This window comes from Rhodospirillaceae bacterium, from assembly GCA_002746255.1.
Lineage (GTDB): Bacteria > Pseudomonadota > Alphaproteobacteria.
In genome coordinates this window covers 60,208-80,735 of the sequence record NVWO01000002.1, presented here as the reverse complement: position 1 = coordinate 80,735, position 20,528 = coordinate 60,208, and the positions used below count along the sequence as shown (strand labels likewise).

The window sequence follows — 20,528 nt, the reverse complement described above, 5'->3', positions numbered from 1 at the left end:
TTCATTTATGGTTCAAATACTCATGCAGTTCGGGACGCAGAGCTAGCTGCCGGCCAATAGGGCACAAGGGTGATAAGTTAAGGACTCTAGGAATTTGAACCGTTCGCCGCATAACTGGCCTTGGAAAGTAAGTCACCGCCAGAGCTAATATGGAATATCCCTCTCAAGCTATAAGTTCCACAATCGCTTGGATCCCCCAGACCCAAGTTACCTTATTCTCAATGTCTCAACTCCCAAGCGTTGAAGTCCTCGAATTGCAACAGCTTCGGAAAGTCCTTACGTAGCGGGTCTAGCCGATCCGCGTAGTCATTTGCCCACTCAATCCACTTCTGCACCGCGTCCGGGTCTTCGGACTGGCCGGCTTCGAGCTTCTCTCGCACGGCCGCGACGTAATCCAAGACCTGCCTTCCTTGGTGCAATCGCTTGAGGTCGTTGGAGAGGGCCTCGACCCGCTTTTTATCAAGAGCATCGCGCTGCCGCTGTTCCTCGCGTTGGCGTTCGGCTTCCTCCCATTCCCGCTTTTGCCGTTCGTCCTCAACCCGCTTCGCCTTGATTGCTGCCGACCAGGTCGCAAACGCTTCGAGGATTCCGTTGATCAGAGTTTCGATCCGTTGTGTTTTGCCGTCGCCGAACGTGCGTCTGAGCCCATTATATCCGTAGCATCCCTCATTCAGGGCCACTTGGAGGCGTCCGTTCGGCGTGTAATCCCATTCGGGTGGGGTTGGCGGTGGGGCCCATTCAACATATTGCCAACTCTGGTGCCGCCGCTCCTGGCGACGTTTCCATCTTGCCATGGCAGCGAGCTCGGTCTCCGTGGGCTCGTGCTTCGATCGGGTTGTCTTCTCGGTGATCTTGATATCCAGGGGTTCGTCTTCGACGACGAACACCAAGGCCTTGTCACCCTTGACGATATGGTACCCACGAGCCTCCGCCGCCGTGGCCAATGCGTTCAAGAACGCGATAACGCGCACGACACTCTTGGTTCCAATCTCGAGGTCGAAGAAATCTGGGCCCGATGTTATCACTAGCCCCTTCTGCTGCGGCTTTGTCTTCTCCAGCTTCTTTCCGGTCTTCATTACCTTAGGGTGGCGGTCCTCCGAAGCAGGGACGACTTCGACCTTGTTCTCCGGTCGCCGTTCGCGCTTCTCTGCGGCTTGCTTCGCCTCCTTGACCGTCTCCGGTAAGTGCTCTGCGGAACTTCCATGGATCGTGATTCGATTGATGGCAGGGTCGGTAACGGCCCGAAAGTAGGCCCGTTCAACCTTTTTTCCAGCAGCTTTCTTCGCCCAGTAGCCCCGTCCCGGAACGGGGATGCGGTGCTTGTCGCAGATCTTCTTCAAGGCCACGTCCGAGATGCCGTGATCTGCCGCAACCTTGGTCATCGGTCGTTCCCAGACCTGTTTGAACAGTTCCTCACGCGTTAGTTCGATGGTCATGGTCAGTCTCCCACTAACGGGAATTTCACGAATGACTGTAACGCGAAAGGCCGGTTTTGGGCATTGTCAGAGTAAATTAGCTTGAGCCGGAAAGGGGACTTCCATATCTCCCGGGGATAAAAAATCCCTTCCGTTGTTTCAACAGTTCGCCCGAAGTAACCCGTCTGGCAGTGATGATGTACGTAAAGTTCAACGTGACGCTGCCCTCGCCGAATGGCGTCAGCTTGCGGCTTGAAAGCGAGATTGCCTCGCATTTCTGAAACTTGTTTTATTAGGCTGACAGCACCAGCGCATGGACAGAACTTTATATAGCGCGTGGATTTCTTTGAGCGAAGGAAGACTCCTTGCCTGAACGGCTATGGGAAATAAGCGTCCGCCACAAGAAAAGCGCCCCATGTGAAAGCAACGATAGTTAAAAAGTCGCCACCCATATCGATTCCAATATAATTAGATATTTTATCGCATGCTTTATATAGACAGCCGGATGTTCGGCCATGCTGTTTGCCGTCGTAAATAATGTAGGCCGTGAATTTATTCAGAAAAGTGAGAAGCACTTGAAGAAAAACGCCAGATAGAAATAAAACAAGAACCCACTCGAAGACTTCGTCGCAGATCAGTTTGGTTCGGACGGACTGCTCTACAAGAAGCAAAACAGGTCCGCCAATGCCAAAGGTAACGAGCCATACTCGAAGGATTCGATTGTAGTGCTGGTAATCTTTGTAATATCCCGCGGCTTCCTTTTTAAGGTCTTCACTGTCAGTCATCGTCTGCATGCCCTCCCCAACGAAGAATAATAAGACAGTTTAAGAACAGCTTCCCCACGTTTTGATAGTGCATCAGATTTGAAATCTGCTGCTGTTGACAGCCCTGTCGAATCTAGCCCTCAACTCCTATATGCGCTTCCTTCTCTTTTTCGTTAGTGTAAGGGGAGAATGATCAACCATTAAGAGCGAGCGTGCGTTTCTGTCTCGCATTCGCATGTTGGCATGGGGCGTGCTCTGAGCACTAAAATCAGAATACTGAAATCCTACGAGGATATAGAGCCATATGTCGATATGGCTCGCCAAGGTGCTGATACTGAACGGAGTGCCTTAGGTTTTTTGCCTCCAAACGCGTACAGGCAAGCGGCGGAGCAGGGGAAGCTTTTCATCGCCGTCGATCCAGAAGGAAATTTTCTTGGGCACCTTATGTTTGGCGGAGTGTTTCCTCACGGGAAGGTCATACAGATTTACAGCGGTCCCGAGTCCCGCAAGCAGGGGGTTGCACAGTCGCTCATAAATGAATTGGTTAACTATGCACATGAGCGCAGCTACTTGAGCTTGAGCGCCAAAGTAGCAAGCGACCTTTCTGAGGCAAACGCTTTCTATGAACGAATGGGCTTCCATACTGTTTCGACGATTCCTGGCGGTAAAACTCGCAACAGGCTTATCTACCGCCGCGTCCGCGACCTCGACACGCCAAGTCTGTTTGACTTCATGGCGAAACCGGAACATGAGCGTCTTCCAAGTTTAGGTATAGCTAGCAACTACAGCACTCGACCACCAATCTACGCCATCGACTTGAATGTATTATTTGATGTCACCAAGCGCCGCTGTCGTGGTGAGGAAGCTGGCAAAGTTATAAAGGCTGGTTTCAACAATGATATTTGCTTGGTCATCACGGAAGAATTTATCAATGAGCTAGAAAGGACGACGGGCAACTTTCTCGATGATCCGCACCTTCAAATTGCTCTTAATATGAAGATTCTCCCAACGCCAAAATCCAAGGAAATTTCTGATATTGAGCGGAAATTGGCTGGTGTCATTTTCAAAGAGCGCTTCCATCAAGGCATTCTGACGATACAGGATGAGTCCGATCTGAGGCACTTGGCGACGGTGGTTCACCATAAGATTGCGGGGTTCATCACAAACGAAAACGCAATACTTCGTGCTCATGAGCGCCTGCGATCGGAGTTTGGTATTGATGTTTTAGGTGTCTCCGACTTTGCTGATGCCATGTCTTCCGGTAGTGAAAAATTTGGTTTGGACGAAGTCGCTCGCACCGATGATACAGTATTGTCATCCGGTCCTCTATCGCAGGACATCACGGAGAACGTCCGCTCTTTTCTAAATGGTCAGCATGTTCCTTCGCGGACAATCAAGGACGTCATCTCTCTGGGAGACAGCGTTTCTCCTCAAAAGCACATCATTCTCAGAGGAGAGACCGACATCGTCTCTTTTGCGTCGTGGAATTTGGTGCAAAACCCTAGAAAAAGGGCGGAGGTGTTTCTGTGTGCTAATGAGGGCTCGCCTGCCGCCAGAACGGCAATCGACCATACGCTTAATCGGATATGCAGGGTGGCAAGTTCTGGTGCGCCTGCCCGAATGCGCCTGCAAATACTGCCCGGCAATCCTGTAACCCGCAATATTGCTCTTGCCCATGGATTTAGGCCCAAGCCTGGACAAGAAGGTCACGGAACCACTTTTTACAAGATTGCCATCGGCGACGTAATTGATGCGCAGTCATGGTGCAGAATCAAAAGGGCTTTGAAGTCTCTTGCTGACGTCGAACTCCCGCAGAATATCCCCGTTTACGAAGATCCAAATCAACGCATACTGATCAAAACTTCGCTTGGTCGGGAGGAGGCAATTCCCCTTAAGGAACTTGAGACATTGCTGTCCCCTTCTCTTGTTCTACTACCTGGAAGATTTGGCACCATCGTTTCGATTAGAAGGGTTTTTGCCGACGAGCTTTTGGGAACAGCAGAGCAGTTTTCATTGTTAACGTCGCAAGAAGCCGTTTTCCTGAAAGAGCGAATTTATTACAACACTCCACGAGCAGCCTCCAACCTCGCGCCCGGCACCCTACTCCTCTTTTACGAGTCATCCAAAGGTGGTGGCCGAAAGAGCATTGTCGCCGTAGGGCGGGCAACCGACTCACACGTGATGACTGATGGCCAGGTAAATCCCGATATGAAACGGCGAGGTGTCCTGGATGCAAATGGCTTTAAACACATTGGTGTTGGCAAGAGCAAATTGGTCACAGCCTTTGACAACATTATGGTTTTTAAGAAGCCCGTTTCTCTGAATAGACTCCGTGAAATAGGATGCGCCGACGGCGCGAACTTTGTTACCACAAAACGAATTGAACCCGACCACCTTAAAACAATCCTCAACGAGGGGCTGAAGAATGAATAACCCAAACGATATTTTGATTTCTGTGGAAGAACGGCATGCATCGAATATGCTTGCTGGGTCCAAATCCGTTGAATTGCGGCGCAAGCCATTAAATATTTCGTTTGGCACTCGTGTATGGGTGTATAGCAAGCTCCCTCGTGGCCAAGTTCAAGCACTTGCAGTCGTCGATGAAGTGGTTGCAGATGCGCCGGAAAAATTATGGAATTCATATGGCCCGCAAAGCGCCATAACTAAAGCTGAGTTTGATGCCTATTTCGTCGGGGCAGAGATCGGATACGCGATCATTTTCCAAGAAGTCAGGCCGTTGGCGCCAATCCTGAACCTATCCTCAATCAGAGAAAAAATATCCCATTTTCACCCCCCCCAATTTTTCAAAAAACTTACAGAGGACAGTCCGGAGCTCGCATTCTTCCAAACTGCCTTAGCATCGAAATAAAGGGCATTGTCAGATTAATCTTCGTGGCATTGTCAGACTAAATCAGCTTGAGCCTGGAAGGGGCCTTCCATAGCTTTCGGGGATGAAAAACCCTTTCCGTTGTTTCAACAGTTCACCCGAAGTAATCCGTCTGGCAGTGATGATGTATATCGGCATTGTCAGAGTAAATAGGCTTGAGGCAGAGTGTCGCATTCCGTACCCTCCAGGGATGAAAAATTCCTTCCGCTATTTCAACAGCTCACCTGAGGTGATTTGCCTCGCGGTGATGATGTACATCCGTGCCCCCTTCACGGAGGAAGAGAAAAGGGAGGCTGCACACAAGGTGTATCAGCATGTATGGCAGCAAGCCGCCAGGGGGGAGTTGATGCAGCATGACCGATGATCCCCCAGGACTGGATTTGTTCGGAACTGAGGATCCATACGAGTTCCCCTCGGACGAAGACATTGTCGATCTACCCAAGGAAGAGCAGATCACTTTCCTCTACGAATGGTTCGATTGGAATTTCGAAGACCCAGCCGAGATGACACCGCATGATTCCAGTGAAGGCGGTTACATTTACATTTGGGGTGGCCCATACGATGCACAGGACGAACTGTATGGTAGGTTTGGTGAAGTGGTTGATGAAGAAATAATCCAAGCCAGCGTCGATAAAATTCAGTCGGATGGATTATCCGATTGGGCCCCCGCAAGCCGACGAATTCGTTCTGAAGATGAGGTGGAGAGCGACGAAGCAGATACAGGCGATTATGACGAAGCTATATTCCGCGAGCGGGTGCGTCAAAGTCTCAACGAATTAGAGAAAGCTGTCGACCAACTCAAACCTGCACGGAGCCTAATTGGACACAATAATCCACCAGAGCTTCTGATTGATATTCCATACACCATCGACGACGAGGAAATAGTCCGGCGGATCATTAGGAATGTTCGGGATCAGGTAGAAGCCGAAGGTGAACCGCTTGTTGCCAATCTGGACGCCTCGCGCCAGACTCTAACCGAGTTCAAGAATAAAATTGGCGCATGGATTTCTCAAAAGGCCGAGCTCTCAGTAGATGAAGCGGCGAAGTCATTCGGCAAGACAATCGGTAACCTTGCGGCGGTGGGGGTCGTTGCAGCTCTCGCCCTAGCAATCTACAATTTTTGGGCATTACTCCAAGCGGCGGCAAAAGCCATCGGCGACTGGATCAGCTTTACCCAACTTCCTTAGCTAGGAATTCCAAGGGCATTGTCAGAGTAAATCAGCTTGAGCCGGGAAGGGGACTTCCAGCTTTCGGGGATGAAAAATCCCTTCCGCTGTTTCAACAGTTTGGGACTTACTCATTCCCTGTTTCGGTCAATATTTTCCCTGTTCGGTTTAATTAATTCCCTGTTTTGTTATTTAGGGAATTAGCTAAAAAGCCCATATATTTCAGTGGCTAGAGCGTAAAAATTAGCAAATCGAGGGCTGAATTCGCGAAAATTCCCTGTATTTTCCCTGTTAAACAGGGAAATCGGCGGAGACGGGTTCGCAGCAGACTGCGTGCTCCGCCACCAAGTCTTGTTCTCTGTGCGATTTTCAGATGCAGTCCGGGCCGTCAGCGCAATTGGCTGCCTGAAAGCGAGGTTGCCGGGCATTTCTGAGGCTTGTTTTATTCGACTGATAGCACCAGACTGATAGCGCCCCTCAGTTAGATGGCTCTTTATGAGATTGCGCGATGACCTGTTGCTTTATTTTAGTAGAGGAGGTTCGGGGGCTGTAGCAAACTTGAACAATCTGTTTCCCGGCTGATTTTAAATAGGATTCCACATCAAGATTATGGGGCTGACGCCCCCAATCCTCTCCAATTACGAAAATATCGACATTTAACGCCTTGCAAGCAGACACGTATTCCAGCTCATGGTACGGACGCACAATATCGATGCACCGCAAAGCTTCCAGCATTTCCACTCGCTGGTTTAAAGGAATAACAGGGGCATTGGGCTTGTAAAGGGCTACGACTTCATCGGAAGCAATACCAACTGCAAAAACATCACCTAATTCTTTGCAGTGATTAAGAAGGGCGAGATGCCCTACATGTAACAAATCCCAAGTGCCAACCGTATAAACAATCATTATTTATGTCTGACCCTTTGCTTGTATTAAGCATCGTTCTTAATAAAAAAATTTTTGTTTTAAATATAGAAATGCTTAAATAAAGCATCTGAATACATGGAATTAAAATGACATCAGAAGATAGCAACCATAAAGATTTTCAGACAAAGACTATTCTTTCCTACATTAAAGACATTCCAAACATTTGTTCTCTTTTTGGCCTTGGCTGCACTTTAATTTCTATCTACTACATTATTTTGGGCGTTTACCCTGCAGCAATGATTGGAATGATCTGGGCGGTTGCCTTTGACTGGGCGGATGGACTCATTGCACGCAGGATGAAAGGGCGAACAGGCAATGACCGCGTTTTTGGAGGGCAACTCGATATTCTAATCGACATCGTGAGCTACGGTGTCACGCCAGCCATTTTACTTTTAAGCTATGGAAAATTCGAACCGATTTACTTGATTGGCGCGTTTATCATGCTGGCGGCTGGTGTGATACGGCTAAGTTATTTTAGCACGTTCGGTTTCGCCGATGGATCCAAATACACAGGGCTGGCTCTTGATAACAATAGCATAATACTTGTTTTCATATTTTTATTTGAAGGCTTTTTTAGCGGCGGGCTTTTTTCTGCAATTCTCTATGTCAGTGGGCTCGGACTCGCCGCCTTAAATGTGTCTCAGATCAAAACGCCAAAGCTTTCAGGAAACCCCGTCAATGTTTTCATTCTCGCCACTTACACCGTTGGAATTACCGTTATCTATGGTTGGCAACTTCTATCGTAAATAAGAGCGATGAGCCTTATAAGGCGCACATGGCCGTAATTTCATTGACGCGATGCCGTGACCTGAAAGAACAACCAAATCTTGGGCATAAGACCCTCCCCCGCGCGCCTGGATGGCATTGTCAGAGCAAACCGGCTTGAGATGGGCGGGGACTTCCATAGCTTTCGGGGATGAAAAATCCTTTCCGTTGTTTCAACGGCTCGCCTAAGGTGATTCACTTGGCGGCAATGATGTCCGCTAAGTTCAACGTGAAGGCGCTTGTTCCGAGGGGCTAAACTTTGTGTGGCATAAGAGAGGCACYGTCTCGTAAAACAGAGAYCAGATTGTATTCGTCTTACAGACGTCTGACGGATAGCTTTGGTCTRAACATTTTCTTACACCTGYGGAGGCTATAAAGATGGCGAAGAAAACTGTTAAAAAAKCGGCSSCGGCAACAAAGYCAGCGAAACGTTACAARGCAACCCCTGAAGGGGTRASCGATCGCCAACATTTGAATGCCATCGTTCAGGMTGGAACAGGCTGTACRGCAAAAGCTGCCAAAGAAACTATGGACGCATTGATCGGTTCGATCACAAGCTCTCTGAAGAAAAACAAGAAGGTCCAGCTTGTTGGGTTTGGTTCCTTTTCAGTTGCCAAGCGAGCTGCTCGCAAGGGCCGCAATCCGTTTACGGGGGAAGCTATCCGTATTAAAGCTTCAAAGTCTGTGCGTTTCAAAGCAGGCCAATCCCTAAAACGCTCAGTCTAGGTGCTGCCTGTCATCAGTGTGACCAAGTGGACGGGTACGCTGTTTGGCGTTACCGGTGCCACGCTTATTGCTCTCAATCTGCCCATATCAGGCTGGGGCTTTATTTTATTTTTGGTGTCATCTGTCTCATGGACGGTTGCTGGCGTAACAATGCGCGATAATAGCCTTATCCTGTTGAATGGCGGGTTCACGGCCATCAATTTGTTGGGGGTGTACCGTTGGCTTATCGTCTGATTGACGTCGTGTTGGTGTGGCATTGTCAGAATAAATCAGCTTGAGCCGAGACGTTCGCTGTCTGGAATCAAGGCGGGCTTGCCGCCTGATCCGGATTACGATCCAATCGTGGCAACCGTGCCAGTTAGCCTGTCAATGTCGCTAATGCCGCCCGGCGATCTCCCGACTTCAAGCGGAGAAACAGCTTTCGGGCTTTTGTAATGTCTTGTGCGGAGCCACTCGCGGACGCGGCCTTAAGGGCAACCGTCGTCGGATTATCAGACCCGCAGATAAATGCCAGAGCGTTGGCCAAGCGGCCCATGGCGTCACGGTCAAGTTTCAATGCGTCCATTTCGAAATCCCCCCAGGCATTCGCCTTTTACCTCGACCGAGCGGCGCCCGATTTAGCCCCCGCTGCCTTACGGGGGTTGGCGTTCATTTGGGGGCTTTTTATTGTGCCTGTTCCCGGATCAAACTGGCCCGGGTGCGTTTTCCCCTTGGGGTGATCGCCGCCGGCTCGCTTGCCGGTCTTCTGCGCGGCTTTGGCCTTCGCCCGCAGGCGCGCCCTGGCTTTGGTCATTTTGTGGTCGCCTCTTTCAAGTCGCTTTGGCGACCATTGTGGTCGCCACGTCGTTTATACCACATCTAAGATTAGGGGGGAGTGGCCTTGTCAGACGAAATCAGCTTGAGCCTGAAGGATGATTTCCGGGCATTTCTGAGGCTTGTTTTATTAGACGGACAGCACCTAGAATCCTGTTCTAGGTAATTCAGAATTATTTATCCGGCACTACGCGAATAAAGCCTTTTTTCCCATGAATGATGAGCACATTTGTCCCAGCGGGAATTATTTCCTCTCCGCTGGTTAGCGTCTGGACAACGGCAAATGATTTGCCGTCTTTTTGATCCAGTATGTACTCAGCACCTTGCCGCTTATTTGTCTGTTCTTCGATCACCGTGCCGGCTAACGCGCCGCCAACTGCAGCGATTATCGTAACCGCTACTCCAAGTGGCGAATCTGCTTTGGTAAGACCATAGACTCCGGCACCAGCAACTGTGGCACCGATTACAGTGCCCCAGCCTACTGCTTGATCATTTTTGAGCCCCTCAATGGTGACTTTGCGACTTCGCGTGACCGATGCTCGGGACACGTCCATAACGGCGCCAGCTTCGTCAGGTGTGTACGTTGCCCCGCTTTTGGTCGAGCAACCCAGCAGGGCCGGTGCAATCAAAGCGGTTGAGAGAAGGAGAAAAGCAGCACGTTTCGCAAACATGCCGCCTCTGGCGTTTTGTTTTTTCATGCATAACGTTATAGGCCAATTGCCTTAACAATCAAGTTCGTCCTGAGAGATGATGAGAGAAAAAAATGAAAAAACTTCTTTGTATATTAGCTGCCTAACGGGGACTGCCGGCCTAACTCATCTTGAGCCGGAAGGGGTCTTCCATAGTCTCCAGGGATGAAAAATCCCTTCCGTGGAGATGGGTTTGGACCGGACAACCGCACAACGCCAGCAACCCAAAAGCAACCGGGATTTCCCAATAAGCTAAAGCAGCAAATGACTGTCAGGCACGCTATGCGGTGGCACAATAAAATGCCGGCTTGCAATCAAAGATAATTTTAATTCCTAGTTTGGTTTCCTTCGCATCTTTGAAGGGGCGCAGTTGCCTGGAATAGCGACCGACATATTCGTGCAACAGGTCATCGAAGTTTATAATTACGTAGGCTATTTTCTCGTCACTATTATTGCTTTTGGAGTAGCAAATCATTTGTTTTTTCGCCGCTTCCAACGTCCTAGATAGCTTGTTTAAAAATTCATCAGGAAGATCGACTTGAATACCGTGACGAACGCTTCCACCCCTCCGAATCTCAAGCTCGGCTTCGGAGCAGTTGATTGTCTTGACCTCACATAACATTGTCTTTGACCCAAGCTTTCCCCTTAGGTCCGGAGTCTTTCCCTTACTGGATTCAGGGATGAACTCCAAATCCGTATAACCGAGGCCGTGTAAATATTTATACGCCTTGGCTTCATTCAGTTCGTTGAATGCTGGTTGCCAGTCGCGATCTGAATCCCTCTTTTTGAACAATGGCGCCACTTTTTTTCTGAAATGGTCCCAAGCGACAGGAAGCAACACCTGCAACTCGGCCTCAATATCTTTAAGGGCTTTCAGATTGATCGGCTTGTTGGAAATCGAGTTTTCAAAATTATGAAAATAGGAATTCTTTGATTCCGGACACTGCAGTTCGTCTCGCAGCTCGTAGATTCTCTGAAGATCCTTGCGATACAAAATCACCCCCCCCTCAAGAAACGGAAACGTCGCAGCCTTGTTCCCCGCTTAAAATTTCCGGGCCTGGACCAGGACGGCAAGGATGGTTTCTTCGCCGACCGCCTTGCACGCTTCCAGCCGGTGGAGGCCTTCCACAAGGACATAGCGGCCCTTGCCTTTGCGAATCATAATCGGCGACATGCGGTCGCCTTCCAACATGGCATTGGCAATTTCCTCCACGGTTTCCGGATTTAGCACCTTCTTCCACTTGGTTGGCACATAGATTTCCGCAATCGGAATGGCCTTATTTTCAAAGGTCATGGATGCCATCCAGATGGATGCCTCCGGGGTCGATGCACAACGTGTTCATGAATCTTCCGATTTTGGTTTGGCCAGCACCAGGCGGTAGCAATCAAGACTGCGCGACAGAAATTCATAGGCCGCCGCCCAAAGATACAGTCGAAATTTACGATATTCGAACTCGCCAAAGTCGCGGATGACAGTCTCTTTGTTCGCGTCCAGATTTTCCGCCCATTGTTTAAACGTCAGGTAATAGCTGTGCCGGTCGTTCTGAATTTCCAGAATTTCAAACGGCGTTTTTGCGACCTTGTTGACAAAGTCGTCAAGGATCAGGAATGAATGATTGCCGGGATAGATATGGCGCACCATGAAGGTCGATAATTCGTATTTTTTCAGCGCCGCACTGCCATCGAGAAAGACCCGCCCGCCCGGTTTCAGCAAATGGTAAAACTTTTTCAACACGCGTTCGTAATCGGGAAGATGTTCGATCACGCCCATGATGACGATGGTGTCGAATTTTTCATCGGGGTCGTATGTCAGAAAATCCTGTAGCAGGATGTTCATGTTGTCACGATACGCGCTGAGTTTTTCATTGATGAAGTTCAGCGAGACTTCGGAAATGGTCAGGCCCGTGAAATGAACGCCGAGGGGCAGCACATGGCTGGCAAACGCGCCCCAGCCGGGGCCGATTTCCAGCACCCGGTGCGACGACGTGATCTGGCATTTTTCCACGGCATATTCGAACTTCCGCCGCAGGGCTGTCTCCAGGCTTTCGTCGTCGTTTTCATAAACGCCCTGGCTGTATGCCGGCAGCTCAGGATCTAGAAAACTTAGAAATAATTTTGGATCGAGGTCGTAATGGGACGTGATCGCCGCCTTGTTGGTAAACACCTGGCCAAAGATCAACGGCTGAAGAAACCGCCAGATGGCGACAAGCGGGTGGCGGTCGTCCAGCGACCCGCGCAGCGCAAACGGGCTGATCATGTCGCCTTCAAGGTCGATGTCACCCTGCAAAAAGGCCTCGGAGAAATTGCCTTCGTCAAGGGTGGCCAGCGCTTTGACGCCACGGTCGGTGCGTAGCGTCAAAAGGAATTGCGGTTCCCCCTCGCCAACGTCGCGCCGGGTGCCATCAGGCATGGCAACCGAAAACGGGATTTTGATTGCACCGATACGATCAAGAAAGCCATTGATTCTGCGAAAGCTGGTGGGTGCTGCCACATTTCCCCCTGTGTTACAGCCGGAACGCTAACGACGCGACGGGTAAGCCCAAGAAGAAGCCTATAGGAAAATCAGAGGAAAGGAACGCCCGGCGCGCATCAAGGATGGATGACTTTCTTGGCCTGCTCTGGGTAAGCTGGCCATGTCCAAGGAGGAACCATACCAAAGCCCCATAAATTCTTTGTCCCGCTGCTGCTTGTCGCCGTTCTGGCCGCCATTCTGACCATGGGCTGGCCCGGCACCGAAGCGACCGCCCAAACCCGGCCCGATGCCGGCGCCCGGCCCGCTGCCGACAATCCCTATGACGTAACGACGCACGCCCCCAGGCACCTTATGGCGACGTCATGCCGGATATCGTCAAAAATTATTTGCGCGCGGGCCCCCTATATCGGCACCGGCGGCGCTGTCAAACTTGATGCCTTGCCCACCCTGAAGAGGCTGGGCTTCAAGACCATCATCAACCTCAACGCCGATCAATTAAACCCGCCGCCACCGGGCAAATAGCGGCCCGCCCACCGGGTCGCCGCCACGGCCATGTGCAGCCATAGACATGGTGGACTTTCGCCTTAAAATTGCGCCATCATCCTATCTCGCAAGCAAACGCAGGAGGACGCATCTTGGCTGAGGAAGAAAATRACCAGGACGTGTTGACCACCAACCCSGAAAAACTCTTTTACATCAYCGTCAAGGCGCGCGAGTTCGACGTGAAGRTGCCGCCGGGAGGCCTCGATACCGGCGACAATCCAATCGACAACAAGGACCTTGAGATTCTTGAGGACTACGCGGACGACCCCACCTATGTCGAGCTGGTCAGTGCGCTGGAGAATCTGAACGACGACGAAATCGTAGAAGTTCTGGCGCTGGTATGGCTGGGCCGCGACGACTACACCGTCGACGACTGGCCGGACATTCTTGAACAGGCGCGCGACGCCCATGACGAAAAGGCGGTTGCCTACCTCGTCGGCACGCCGTTGCTTGGCGATTATCTTGAGGAAGGCCTTTCCCAGCTCGGCTATTCCATTGAGGAATATGAAATCGACCGATTGTAAAACACCCAGCCTGAAGCGCAGCCTTTCGCTGCCGCTGATTGTGCTCTATGGGCTTGGCACCACCATCGGCGCAGGTATCTATGTGCTGATTGGCAAGGTGGCGGGCGCGGCTGGCCTTTATGCGCCGATTTCCTTCCTGATCGCCTCGCTGCTTGCCGGCCTTAGCGCCTTTTCCTTCGCCGAGCTTGCCGGTCGCCTGCCGTTCAGCGCCGGCGAAGCGGTTTACGTGCACACCGCCACCGGTTCGCGCAGGCTGGCCACCTTTGTCGGCCTGCTTGTCGTCACCACCGGGCTGGTTTCCAGCGCCGCCATCGTTCATGGCTTCGTCGGCTATTTTCAGGAATTCATCACCGCCCCCGACTGGCTGATCATTGTCGGGATCGTTCTTGGCCTGGGCGGCCTTGCCGCCTGGGGAATTGTCGAATCCGTAACCGCCGCCGCAATCATCACCCTGGTGGAAATCGGCGGGCTTTTTTTCATCATCGGCGGCGGCATCAACGTGCTGCCGGAAGCGATGACGCATCTGCCGGATTTTTGGCCGCCCTTCGAAGGCGGGGCCTGGCTCGGCATCTTTTTCGGATCCGTGCTCGCCTTCTATGCCTTCATCGGGTTCGAGGACATGGTGAACGTCGCCGAGGAAGTAAAGAACGTTCGCCGCAATCTGCCCCTTGCCATCGTGCTGACCCTTGGCATCACAACGCTGCTTTACACCGTCATTGCCTTCATCGCCGTCGCCGCCCTGCCGCCCGACGAACTGGCCGAAGCGCGCGCGCCACTTGCCCGCCTGTTTGAACGGACGACCGGGGCTTCTTCGACGCCAATCAGCCTCATTGCCATCCTCGCCGTCCTCAATGGTGCGCTTATCCAGATCGTCATGGCGGCGCGCGTGCTGTACGGCCTTGCCGCCCGGGGGTGGATTACTGCGACCCTTGGCCGGGTCCACCCCGTAACCCGCACGCCGTTGCGCGCGACGGGGCTCATCATGGTGCTTTTGATGGCACTGGCCCTGTGGCTGCCGCTGATTACCCTTGCCGAAATCACGGCCATCGTGACCCTCATCATTTTTTCCTTGGTGAATTTTTCGCTTTTCCGGCTCAAGCGGTTGCAGCCGGCACCGGACGGCACCTGGACGGTTTGGCCATGGGTGCCCCTTCTTGGCGGATTCGCCTGTCTCGGCTTCATCCTTTTCCGCCTGATCGGCAAAATCGCCAGTTAAGAAATTTCCGGCGAACGGACAATGCCGTCTTTATGCAGCTTTACAATTTCGTCTTCGGCAAGGCCAAGCTCGCGCAGGATTTCGGCACTGTCCTCGCCAAGACGCGGCGTTCGGGTTTTGGACGTGTTCGCCTGCAAGGGCGCGGCACCAATCACCTGGGGAAGCGGGATGCGCCCCATGCCGGGCTGCTCCGTCCAGACGAAAAGGTCCATGGCCTTGACCTGGGGATCTTCCAGAAATTCGCCGTGATCGTTCACCCGGGCATGGAGAATATCGCCGGCCTCAAAAATTGCCGACCAGGCCGCCGCTGTCTTTTCGACAAACAACGGCGCCAGCAATGGCAACAATTCCGCCTCGTTGGCGATGCGGTTTTCCGGGCTTGCAAAACGCGGGTCATCAGCCAAAGCCACCGCACCAAGCAGGGCGCATAGGCGCTGAAACTGATCGTTGTTCAACGCGACCACAATCATCTGGCCCGCCTTCGTCGAAAACACGTTCGACGGCACGGTTAGCTGTTGTGGCGGGTTGCCGCCGGTCACGACGTCTTCAACAATGCGCCCCCCCTGCAACATCGCCGCACTTTGCAGAAGCGTCACCGAAACATGGCGGCCGCGCCCGGTTTTTTCACGCGCGTAAAGGGCCACGGCAATGGCCTGAAAGGCATTCATCCCGGCCGCCAGATCGACAATCGGGATCGCCACCTTGTGCGGCGTGTTGTCGGCACCCCGGTTGGTTGCGATCAGGCCGCTAAGGGCCTGGACGATTGAATCTGTCGCCGCACGGTCCCGGTAAGGTCCTTCTTGCCCGAAGCCGGTCAGGGAAACGTAGATGCAGCCGGGATTTTTCTTTGCCACCGCCGCGTAATCGATGCCCATTTTCGCGACAATGCCGGGGCGAAAATTCTCCACCAGAACATCTGCTTTTTTGGCAAGACTGCCGAGAATGGCGCGCCCCTCCGATGAGCGCAAATTCAGCGCCAGGGCACGCTTTCCCCGGTTGTTGGCGACAAAACTTGCGCACATGCCGTCGAAGCAACGCCCAAGATGGCGCGCCCAGTCGCCCGCCAAACCTTCCACCTTCACGACATCGGCGCCGTATACGGCAAGCAGCGCCCCGGCACCGGGGGCGGCAATCCCCTGGGTCACTTCCAGCACCCTCAACCCGGCAAAGGGAAAATCCGGGTCGAACTTTTCTTCCCCCATGGCAGTTTGCCCTCCTTGTCCAGACTTGCGGACAGCCTAACATAGCGTGCGCCAGCATATGGCTCTCCGCTTGTCCGAAGGCAGGCTTTGTGATGAAATAAATTCCGCAACCGAAACGACTGTGATGCACCCCATGGCGATTGAGATCGACCCCGTCGAAGCCCTGAATTTCTGGCACAAAATCATCGTTCATCGCCTGCGCCACGAAACCCCGGACCTGACGACACGCCAGATGGCCATTCTGCTGACGGTTTATCTGGCGCCCCCACCGCACACGGTGCGCGGCCTGGCAAAAAGCCTGAACATTTCAAAACCGGCGGTAACCCGCGCGCTGGACCGGCTTGGCATGCTGGGTTTTACGCGCCGCAAGCGCGACGTGGACGATGGGCGCAACGTGCTTGTCCAACGGACCGTCAAAGGGTCGGTCCATCTACGGGAATTTGCCGACGCCATCCTTGCCGCCTCCGGCAGCGGGCAGCGCGACCCATAAAAAAACCCCGCAAGACTGGCGAGGTTTTTTTGATACGGACAACGTCTTTCCGAAAAGCGCTGCTGCGGGCTTAAAGGATCGACTGAATCCATTCTTCGATTTTGCTTTTCGTCATGGCCCCGACGCGCACGCCGGCAACTTCGCCATCCTTGAAAATCATAAGGGTTGGAATCCCACGCACGCCATAACGCGTTGGCGTTTGCGGATTGCCATCGATATCGACCTTTGCAACCGCTATACAATCCGGCATTTCCTGTGAGATTTCTTCCAGAAAAGGCGCAATCTGCTTGCAGGGGCCGCACCACTCTGCCCAGAAATCCACAAGGACCGGACCTGTGGCCTGAAGAACGTCCTTCTCGAAAGAAGTATCCGTCACATGGGTAATTGTCATTCTTTTATCCTGTAGCGTTTCGGTAGCTGAAATCTAGGTAGTGCCCGACAAACCGTCAAGGTGCATAAGGACGAAGCAATTTTTCCTTTAATGGCACGAGGTTAGGCCCATCCGTCCACAACAGCGCCGCCACAACGCGGCGTTCCGGATAGATTTTTTCAAGCAATGCGACATAGGCCGCCATCTGGCGCAGGTAAATTTCAGGCGTCGCCGAAGGCGTCGCGGGCGGCGCACGCTGGGTTTTGTAATCGATAACGAAAACGGACGTTTCCGTGACAAGCAGGCGATCGATCTGGCCGGAAATGACGCGCCCGTTTATTTCGCCGACAATCGGCACCTCGGCGCGGCTGTTTGGACCAAAAAGCGGTGCAAATTCTTTTTCCTGAAGGACGGCCAGCACCTCACCGGAAAGCGCATCCTGGGTCGCGGGATCAAGGCCGAAATTCTTTTGGGAAAGATAGCGTCGGCAGGCTGCCAGACGGGCCTGAATGGCCACATCCGGCAAAAACTGAAGCAGGCTGTGCACGATGCGGCCGCGCTGAAAACCCCGCCCCTGATCCGCCCCGATGGGGGAACGGATGGCTGGCGCGTCGCCTTCCATCGACGACGGGCTAAGGGCCCGCAGCCGGAGCGGGACGGGGGGTGCCGGCGAGCGCGCCCAATCGGGCAGGCCACCATCGGTATCGACATCGGTGTCGACATCGACGTGGGGAGGCACGACCGCCGCGATTGCGGACCCTTCGGCTATTTTGTCGCCCCTGTCGGCGGGGGCCTCTTGACCCGCTTCGAACCGTCGCCCATCGCCGCCAATGGCAAGGAGCACGGGGAGGCCGAGCGTCGCCAGCCCCTTGTCGATGAGGTCGTACCAGCAGCCCGCCGTCCGCGACTTTTTCTGCTCCCACCCGGCGATGTAAAGCCGGTCCTCGGCCCGGGTCATCGCCACATATAAAAGCCGTCGGTATTCGCGTTCACGATGCCGGCCTTGTGCCTCGCGCAGCGAGATCGCCGCTTTTTCCTCATGGGCGCGGCGCGGCACCCACAGCACGCCTGCCCCTGCCTCGTCCGCGCCTTCGTCGCCAAACCAGAAAAGGGGCGAATCTTTATCCGGCACCTGACAGGTGTCCGGCAAAAAGACAATTGGTGCCTCCAGCCCTTTTGCACCATGGACCGTCATCACGCGAACTTCATCGCGGCCATGTTCAAGGTCGCGTTTTATTTGCGCCTTGCCGGCCTCGATCCAATGCAGGAAACCTTCCATCGAGGGCACATGCATCTTTTCATACGCAAAGCCGAGATTTAAAAATTCGTCGATCGGGTCGTTTGCCTCATTCCCCAAACGCGCGATCAGGCGTTCGCGCGCGCCAAGCGGACCAAGAAGCGCCGCATAAAACTCGAAAGGCGGCACGTAATCCGCCCGGGCCAGACTTGCCGACAACATGTCGTAGGCGGCGGCAAACGCCTCACATTCGTTGCAACGAATGCGCAGCGCGTCCCACAAAGATCCTTTACGCCCATAGGCAAGGTCGAAAAGCGCCGTCTCATCCAGACCGACAAGGGGGCTTTTCAACACAATGGCCAGGGTCAGGTCGTCCTCCGGCAAAAGAACAAACCGGCCAAGAGCAATCAGATCGCGCACGGCCATATGGTCCGTCAGGACCATGCGATCCATCCCGGCCACCGGAATGCTGTGGCGTTTCAACGCGCGCACGATTTCTTCGAAGAAGCGCCCACGGCGGCGCACCAGAATAAGAATATCCCCCGGACGGATTGCCCGCCCACGGGAAGAAAGCACTTCCTTGCTGTCCCTCCATTTTCCAATTTGCCAGGCAATTTTCTGCGCCAGACGTTTTTCCGGCCAATCCGCGTGGCCCTGCGTAAGCGGCAGCGTCCAGGGCGCAACGGTGGATTTCTCGCCCTGGGCTTCCACCGGCCAGATTTCAACCAGGCCTGCCTGACCCTTGCGCGCGGCGTCATGTTCAATTTTTTCGCCTTCCAGAGAAACGCCATCGCGCGCATCGGCCTGGGAAAAGACGGCATCGACCGCTTGCAGGATGACCGGCGCGGAACGAAAAGAACGTTCAAGCGGCACGTCGCGCCATCCCTCGCCGGCCCGTTGCACACGGCCCGAAAAATGATCGCGCATTTTTCCAAAGAAAAGCGGATCGGCGCGCTGGAAACTAAAAATCGACTGCTTGACATCGCCGACTGAAAAAATTGTGCGCTTTTCTGCGCGCGCAGACTCGCCAGAAAAGAATTCCGACGCCAGCATGGCAATCACCCGCCACTGATCCGGATTTGTATCCTGGGCCTCGTCCACCAGAATGTGGTCGATGCCGCCATCCAGTTTGAAAAGGACCCAGGGGGCAATTCCCTCGCGTTCCAGAAGGTTTCGGGCTTCAAAAATCAGGTCGTCGTAATCAAGAAGCGCGGCCTTCTGCTTCAAGCCGTCGAAGGCCTCGAGAAGGGCGCTGCCGAATTGCAGCAAAGCCTGGGTCGCCACCGCCAGGATGGCCGCGTTGCGCCGGTCGCGCACGGCTTCCAGGCGGTCAGCCTCTGCCCCAAGGATGTCGATCGCATCGGGGCAGCGTTTGACCGTCTTGGCATAGGCCAGCGTTTTGAACCGTTTCCCCACGCCGCCATCCTTAAAGAACGCGCCGAGATAGGTATCAAAACCTGCCACCCGCCGATCCGGTTTCGCCAGCCAGTTAGCGATGATTTCCCCATGCGCAGCATCTTTTTTGTCGCCCTCCAGCAACACTGTGACAACTTTGCGCAACCCCGCGCCATCAAAGGCGGCCTCGCAGGCCGCCGCATCAAGGATCGTTTTTTCCGTCTCGCCGGGGGCAAGGCCAAGATGCGCGCGCGTCACCAACGCCATGCCATCAGAGCCACCATGGCGGCTTAGACCACGGCGAAACTTTCCCCGGTCCCGAAGCAGCGCATCGAGCACATCGGTGAACGTGCCTTCGGCAACATGGGCGGTGATAATTTCAAGGGCCTTGGCAAGGTGTCCATCCTTGTCCTTACTGGCCCGCCAGTAAACGGCCTCGCGCGCATCTTGCAATAGTTCTGCCGCCGTGCGTTCGTCCATCACACGAAAATGCGGGGCGATCCCCGCCTCTATCGGAAAACGGGAAAGAAGGGATTCGCAAAAGCTGTGGATCGTTTGAATTTTCAGACCGCCCGGCACGTCGAGGGCCTGTGCAAACAGCCGTCGCGCCTCGTCCAGATCTTCCGCAGCCACCTCCATGCCGTGCAAATGCAGCAACGCTTCGGAAAGCGCCCCATCCGTCATTTTGGTCCAGGCACCCAATTCGTTATAGACACGCGTTGCCATCTCGGCCGCCGCCGCCTTCGTAAAAGTCAGACAAAGAATACGCGACGGCGGCGTCTTGCCGAGAAGAAGCCGCAATACGCGATCTGTCAGCACCCGCGTCTTGCCGGTGCCGGCATTGGCGCGCACCCAGACGGAAATCTCCGGGTTCGACCCCGTCTTTTGCTCTGCCGTTTTCGTCATAGACTTCTTCACGGGTTTCT

The 20,528-nt window shown here is 53.6% G+C and carries 23 protein-coding genes; 12 read left to right on the top strand and 11 right to left on the bottom strand.

The genetic code is table 11. The features are described 5' to 3' along the window. Nucleotides 1-218: 218 nt before the first annotated feature. Nucleotides 219-1,436, bottom strand: coding sequence for a hypothetical protein (locus COA65_02320; GenBank protein ID PCJ61073.1), 1,218 nt, complete (start codon nucleotides 1,434-1,436; stop codon nucleotides 219-221). 356 nt (nucleotides 1,437-1,792) lie between these two features. After that, nucleotides 1,793-2,209 (bottom strand): hypothetical protein, encoded by a 417-nt coding sequence (locus tag COA65_02315; protein PCJ61072.1) that lies wholly within the window; start codon nucleotides 2,207-2,209, stop codon nucleotides 1,793-1,795. Between the two features lie 213 nt (nucleotides 2,210-2,422). Here COA65_02315 and COA65_02310 point away from each other — a divergent pair, with 213 nt between their 5' ends. The 4 genes from COA65_02310 to COA65_02295 all read left to right on the top strand — a co-directional run bounded on the left by COA65_02310 (nucleotide 2,423) and on the right by COA65_02295 (nucleotide 6,253). Continuing rightward, the gene (locus COA65_02310; GenBank protein ID PCJ61071.1) at nucleotides 2,423-4,612 is read left to right on the top strand and encodes a hypothetical protein; all 2,190 of its coding nucleotides are present in this window, start codon (nucleotides 2,423-2,425) and stop codon (nucleotides 4,610-4,612) included. A 46-nt stretch (nucleotides 4,613-4,658) separates the two neighbouring features. Continuing rightward, on the top strand, nucleotides 4,659-5,048 hold the full coding sequence (locus tag COA65_02305; protein ID PCJ61070.1) for a hypothetical protein: 390 nt from the start codon (nucleotides 4,659-4,661) through the stop codon (nucleotides 5,046-5,048). A 139-nt stretch (nucleotides 5,049-5,187) separates the two neighbouring features. After that, nucleotides 5,188-5,430, top strand: a complete 243-nt coding sequence (locus COA65_02300) for a hypothetical protein (protein PCJ61069.1) — start codon at nucleotides 5,188-5,190, stop codon at nucleotides 5,428-5,430. Continuing rightward, a complete protein-coding gene (locus COA65_02295; GenBank protein PCJ61068.1) occupies nucleotides 5,420-6,253 on the top strand; it encodes a hypothetical protein in 834 nt (277 codons plus the stop codon). The genes COA65_02300 and COA65_02295 overlap by 11 nt, the downstream gene beginning before the upstream one ends. A 456-nt stretch (nucleotides 6,254-6,709) precedes the next feature. On the opposite strand, the gene COA65_02290 is transcribed toward COA65_02295, so the two are convergent. After that, nucleotides 6,710-7,138, bottom strand: a complete 429-nt coding sequence (locus tag COA65_02290) for a cytidylyltransferase (GenBank protein PCJ61067.1) — start codon at nucleotides 7,136-7,138, stop codon at nucleotides 6,710-6,712. 107 nt (nucleotides 7,139-7,245) lie between these two features. Between COA65_02290 and COA65_02285 the strand changes: the two genes are divergently transcribed. From COA65_02285 to COA65_02275, 3 genes are all read left to right on the top strand, one after another. Continuing rightward, nucleotides 7,246-7,905 (top strand): CDP-alcohol phosphatidyltransferase, encoded by a 660-nt coding sequence (locus tag COA65_02285; protein PCJ61066.1) that lies wholly within the window; start codon nucleotides 7,246-7,248, stop codon nucleotides 7,903-7,905. A gap of 397 nt (nucleotides 7,906-8,302) precedes the next feature. Beyond that, nucleotides 8,303-8,650, top strand: coding sequence for a DNA-binding protein (locus COA65_02280; GenBank protein PCJ61065.1), 348 nt, complete (start codon nucleotides 8,303-8,305; stop codon nucleotides 8,648-8,650). A gap of 12 nt (nucleotides 8,651-8,662) precedes the next feature. Continuing rightward, entirely contained in the window at nucleotides 8,663-8,884 is a 222-nt protein-coding gene (locus COA65_02275; GenBank protein ID PCJ61180.1) for a hypothetical protein, read from the top strand. A 124-nt stretch (nucleotides 8,885-9,008) separates the two neighbouring features. On the opposite strand, the gene COA65_02270 is transcribed toward COA65_02275, so the two are convergent. Then, nucleotides 9,009-9,215, bottom strand: coding sequence for a hypothetical protein (locus COA65_02270; GenBank protein PCJ61064.1), 207 nt, complete (start codon nucleotides 9,213-9,215; stop codon nucleotides 9,009-9,011). 87 nt (nucleotides 9,216-9,302) lie between these two features. On the opposite strand from COA65_02270, the gene COA65_02265 reads away from it, so the two are divergent. Then, nucleotides 9,303-9,512 (top strand): hypothetical protein, encoded by a 210-nt coding sequence (locus tag COA65_02265; GenBank protein PCJ61063.1) that lies wholly within the window; start codon nucleotides 9,303-9,305, stop codon nucleotides 9,510-9,512. A gap of 124 nt (nucleotides 9,513-9,636) precedes the next feature. Here COA65_02265 and COA65_02260 read toward each other — a convergent pair whose 3' ends face one another. The 4 genes from COA65_02260 to COA65_02245 all read right to left on the bottom strand — a co-directional run bounded on the left by COA65_02260 (nucleotide 9,637) and on the right by COA65_02245 (nucleotide 12,643). Then, nucleotides 9,637-10,161, bottom strand: coding sequence for a hypothetical protein (locus COA65_02260; GenBank protein ID PCJ61062.1), 525 nt, complete (start codon nucleotides 10,159-10,161; stop codon nucleotides 9,637-9,639). 271 nt (nucleotides 10,162-10,432) lie between these two features. After that, nucleotides 10,433-11,152, bottom strand: coding sequence for a hypothetical protein (locus COA65_02255; protein ID PCJ61061.1), 720 nt, complete (start codon nucleotides 11,150-11,152; stop codon nucleotides 10,433-10,435). Nucleotides 11,153-11,194: 42 nt separating this feature from the next. Beyond that, nucleotides 11,195-11,446, bottom strand: a complete 252-nt coding sequence (locus COA65_02250; GenBank protein PCJ61179.1) for a chromosome partitioning protein ParB — start codon at nucleotides 11,444-11,446, stop codon at nucleotides 11,195-11,197. Nucleotides 11,447-11,491: 45 nt separating this feature from the next. Beyond that, nucleotides 11,492-12,643, bottom strand: a complete 1,152-nt coding sequence (locus COA65_02245) for an SAM-dependent methyltransferase (protein PCJ61060.1) — start codon at nucleotides 12,641-12,643, stop codon at nucleotides 11,492-11,494. Nucleotides 12,644-12,868: 225 nt separating this feature from the next. Between COA65_02245 and COA65_02240 the strand changes: the two genes are divergently transcribed. The 3 genes from COA65_02240 (at nucleotide 12,869) to COA65_02230 (ending at nucleotide 14,908) form a co-directional block, all read left to right on the top strand. Further along, entirely contained in the window at nucleotides 12,869-13,147 is a 279-nt protein-coding gene (locus COA65_02240) for a hypothetical protein (GenBank protein PCJ61059.1), read from the top strand. Nucleotides 13,148-13,257: 110 nt separating this feature from the next. After that, on the top strand, nucleotides 13,258-13,692 hold the full coding sequence (locus COA65_02235) for a hypothetical protein (protein PCJ61178.1): 435 nt from the start codon (nucleotides 13,258-13,260) through the stop codon (nucleotides 13,690-13,692). Beyond that, nucleotides 13,673-14,908 (top strand): amino acid permease, encoded by a 1,236-nt coding sequence (locus tag COA65_02230; protein ID PCJ61058.1) that lies wholly within the window; start codon nucleotides 13,673-13,675, stop codon nucleotides 14,906-14,908. Before COA65_02235 ends, COA65_02230 begins: the two co-directional genes overlap by 20 nt. On the opposite strand, the gene COA65_02225 is transcribed toward COA65_02230, so the two are convergent. Then, a complete protein-coding gene (locus COA65_02225) occupies nucleotides 14,905-16,110 on the bottom strand; it encodes a CoA transferase (GenBank protein PCJ61057.1) in 1,206 nt (401 codons plus the stop codon). The two genes, COA65_02230 and COA65_02225, sit on opposite strands and share 4 nt — an antisense overlap. A gap of 133 nt (nucleotides 16,111-16,243) precedes the next feature. Here COA65_02225 and COA65_02220 point away from each other — a divergent pair, with 133 nt between their 5' ends. Continuing rightward, a complete protein-coding gene (locus tag COA65_02220; GenBank protein ID PCJ61177.1) occupies nucleotides 16,244-16,600 on the top strand; it encodes a MarR family transcriptional regulator in 357 nt (118 codons plus the stop codon). Between the two features lie 70 nt (nucleotides 16,601-16,670). On the opposite strand, the gene trxA is transcribed toward COA65_02220, so the two are convergent. Beyond that, nucleotides 16,671-16,991, bottom strand: coding sequence for a thioredoxin (trxA, locus tag COA65_02215; GenBank protein ID PCJ61056.1), 321 nt, complete (start codon nucleotides 16,989-16,991; stop codon nucleotides 16,671-16,673). Between the two features lie 55 nt (nucleotides 16,992-17,046). Then, complete coding sequence (gene addA / locus COA65_02210) at nucleotides 17,047-20,508, bottom strand: double-strand break repair helicase AddA (GenBank protein PCJ61055.1); 3,462 nt, start codon at nucleotides 20,506-20,508, stop codon at nucleotides 17,047-17,049. Between the last annotated feature and the right edge of the window lie 20 nt (nucleotides 20,509-20,528).

Excerpts from the sequence above, each read along its gene's own strand:
- COA65_02320 (PCJ61073.1), bottom strand. The coding sequence starts at position 1,436 with ATGACCATCGAACTAACGCGTGAGGAACTGTTCAAACAGGTCTGGGAA.
- COA65_02315 (PCJ61072.1), bottom strand. The coding sequence starts at position 2,209 with ATGCAGACGATGACTGACAGTGAAGACCTTAAAAAGGAAGCCGCGGGA.
- COA65_02310 (PCJ61071.1), top strand. The coding sequence starts at position 2,423 with ATGGGGCGTGCTCTGAGCACTAAAATCAGAATACTGAAATCCTACGAG.
- COA65_02305 (PCJ61070.1), top strand. The coding sequence starts at position 4,659 with ATGCTTGCTGGGTCCAAATCCGTTGAATTGCGGCGCAAGCCATTAAAT.
- COA65_02300 (PCJ61069.1), top strand. The coding sequence starts at position 5,188 with ATGATGTATATCGGCATTGTCAGAGTAAATAGGCTTGAGGCAGAGTGT.
- COA65_02295 (PCJ61068.1), top strand. The coding sequence starts at position 5,420 with ATGACCGATGATCCCCCAGGACTGGATTTGTTCGGAACTGAGGATCCA.
- COA65_02290 (PCJ61067.1), bottom strand. The coding sequence starts at position 7,138 with ATGATTGTTTATACGGTTGGCACTTGGGATTTGTTACATGTAGGGCAT.
- COA65_02285 (PCJ61066.1), top strand. The coding sequence starts at position 7,246 with ATGACATCAGAAGATAGCAACCATAAAGATTTTCAGACAAAGACTATT.
- COA65_02270 (PCJ61064.1), bottom strand. The coding sequence starts at position 9,215 with ATGGACGCATTGAAACTTGACCGTGACGCCATGGGCCGCTTGGCCAAC.
- COA65_02260 (PCJ61062.1), bottom strand. The coding sequence starts at position 10,161 with ATGAAAAAACAAAACGCCAGAGGCGGCATGTTTGCGAAACGTGCTGCT.
- COA65_02250 (PCJ61179.1), bottom strand. The coding sequence starts at position 11,446 with ATGACCTTTGAAAATAAGGCCATTCCGATTGCGGAAATCTATGTGCCA.
- COA65_02240 (PCJ61059.1), top strand. The coding sequence starts at position 12,869 with ATGGGCTGGCCCGGCACCGAAGCGACCGCCCAAACCCGGCCCGATGCC.
- COA65_02230 (PCJ61058.1), top strand. The coding sequence starts at position 13,673 with ATGAAATCGACCGATTGTAAAACACCCAGCCTGAAGCGCAGCCTTTCG.
- COA65_02225 (PCJ61057.1), bottom strand. The coding sequence starts at position 16,110 with ATGGGGGAAGAAAAGTTCGACCCGGATTTTCCCTTTGCCGGGTTGAGG.
- COA65_02220 (PCJ61177.1), top strand. The coding sequence starts at position 16,244 with ATGGCGATTGAGATCGACCCCGTCGAAGCCCTGAATTTCTGGCACAAA.
- trxA (PCJ61056.1), bottom strand. The coding sequence starts at position 16,991 with ATGACAATTACCCATGTGACGGATACTTCTTTCGAGAAGGACGTTCTT.
- addA (PCJ61055.1), bottom strand. The coding sequence starts at position 20,508 with ATGACGAAAACGGCAGAGCAAAAGACGGGGTCGAACCCGGAGATTTCC.